The 2,214-nt window shown below is 62.6% G+C and carries 2 protein-coding genes; both read right to left on the bottom strand.

The annotated features are described in order from the left end of the window. Nucleotides 1-358: 358 nt before the first annotated feature. On the bottom strand, nucleotides 359-607 hold the full coding sequence (locus AC01FP_RS17060) for a hypothetical protein (RefSeq protein ID WP_474481875.1): 249 nt from the start codon (nucleotides 605-607) through the stop codon (nucleotides 359-361). Between the two features lie 501 nt (nucleotides 608-1,108). Beyond that, the coding region (locus AC01FP_RS17055) for a glutaredoxin family protein (protein WP_474481874.1) at nucleotides 1,109-2,214 on the bottom strand (1,106 nt) is incomplete at its 5' end.

Below are 2,214 nucleotides of genomic sequence, written 5' to 3'. Positions count from 1 at the left end.
GTGTTGCTGAACGATGCCTTCCGCCAGCTCTCAGAAGATCGCCTGGCCTGAGCCGGCAGCTCAACCAGCCCCTGGTCACCCCCAAGCGCCAAGGCGAACCGACCAATGGAACCGCGCTAGTACGGGTATGCGCATCAGAGGTTGTTCATGGGTATCCCTTCTCCCCGGCCTGCGGCCCTGGCTGCCCGGCTTGATACCCCTATCGAGGAGTGGCCCTACCTCGATGAGGTGGTGCTGCCAGGGCTGGACCGAAGAAATGGTGAGTCAGCAGGGCTGGGCGCCGGAGGTGGCCTGAACCGCCCATGCACTCCAGCTCTGTCACCGGTAGCGGCCACCGCTCTCCCCCCAGGAGAGCTGGCTAAGCGATGGCCGTCAGTTGCTCCATTTCCAGCCCTGCCGCTACGACCGCTGGAGCCAGAGCCTGGAGATGACTTTTGGGAGAGGTGATGCCCAGCGGGGAGCCACCGCTGCTCAAACATCGCAGGGAGCTGATGCGAGATGAGGCGATCAAGCTCTGGGCCCAGAAGCGCAGATCCGGCTGGCAGGTCTGCACGCCGCAGTGGACGCCGCCACCACTGCGCAGTGCCTGAGCTGCTGCAGGCCACAAAGCAATCCCACCTTGCTCCGATCTGCAGCCAGAAGCAATGCGTTTAAAAGCTGATTGTGCTGAGCAGCTAGCGCAGCGATGCTGTGTTCATCAACCAAGGAGGCGCCCAACATGGACGACACGCCACCCTGCCAGGTTCCAGAAGCACGCTGACTACAGGCCGCTGAAGTGGCGTTGATCAGCAGCACCACCCAGATAGTGCGGCGCTGCAGCGATGCCGCTTGGTCAGCGCCGCAGCCGCAACCTCCCGCCTTGCTGCTGCCTTGGGCCATGGAGCGAGGCCTGCCATTACGTTCCAGATCCCCGCAAGTTAGGTGCTGTGTTGTGACTGAAAGACTTCGATCGGTCGCCTGCCTACACCAAAGCCCAAAGCGCTTGCCCAGAGTCTTGGAGTGGGGCAGAGCGTGAAAGTGATACTGGAGGCGCTCAACAATCCCTCGGCTGACGACTGATTCGCTCCGGGCTACAACACTTCAAGCGCCTCCTTCGCCCACTTGTTGCTCAGGAAAAAAGCCAGGATGGATGAACCAAGAGCACCAAGCCCAGCCCAAGCATCACCACGCCGCTGACCTGCTTGAGAAGGCGGCCGCCTTTCTCACTGAGCTTGCGGCTGCTGAGAGCGCTGACCGCCACAATCACCATGAGCGTGTCATCAGCGATGTAGCCAAGGATGTAGAGGCCCAAGTAGCCGTAATGCACAAGGGGAGGAAGATCTTGCTGAGCGAGAACGGCGGTGAAAATGGCCGGCAGGCCAGCGGTGCAGAGCAGCTCCACCAGATTGACCACCACCGCCAGGGCCGCCACCCCAAACAATGAGCCAGTGATTGAGCGGCTCTGGAGCACGGCGCGAATGCGGCTATAGATCCCAGGTTTGGCGCGAGCCGGTATCGAGATGTGGTAATTGGCTTCTTTTGTAGTGCTGTCGCGCAGGTTGATTGCCCCAATCAGCAACGCCAGCAGCGCCAGCGAGACCCGGATCGGTGTGGCGAAGCCAACGGCTAAAAACACATTCAGCCAAGCTGCCAGAAACAGGAAGTAGACACCTCCGCTTACCAGCACGAAGGTGCCGGCCACCAGAGCCATGCGGCGGCGACTGCGCAAATGAACCAGCAGCGACAACAGAAACAACAGCACCCACATCGCGCAGGGGTTGAAGCCATCCAGAAGCCCCAGAGCCAGGGTGAACAGGGGAAGGCCCAGCCGCCGCACACTCAAGCGGCCCAGGGGACCTGCCTCAACCTCTGTGCGTCCTGCGGGCCCGGCGGCGGCACTCCCATCGAGAAAGGCCAGCAGTTCAGGCCCGCTGCTGGTGGGTTCGCCAAACCCCACCAGCACCCTGTCCCCAACGGCGAAGGTGGGCACCCCTGGAGGCCAGATCTTGGCCTGGCGGCTGATCGCCACCAGATCCCTCTGGGCGGCGGGATCGGTATCCACCGAGATCAGGGTGATGCGCAGATCCGGGCGGCGCCGCTGCAACTCCGGCACGTAGGCCCTGAAGGCAGCGCAGTGGGGGCAGCTCTGGCTCACAAACACAGCGTCCTGCAGGCGGGCGTACTCGTCCGGGTTGATCTCCGAGAAGCGCGACAGCTGGGCGCGGGCTTTGCGCA

This window comes from Cyanobium sp. NIVA-CYA 375 (genome assembly GCF_056108345.1).
Note: the sequence above shows the minus strand (reverse complement) of the source record. Positions and strands in the feature narration are given on the sequence as shown.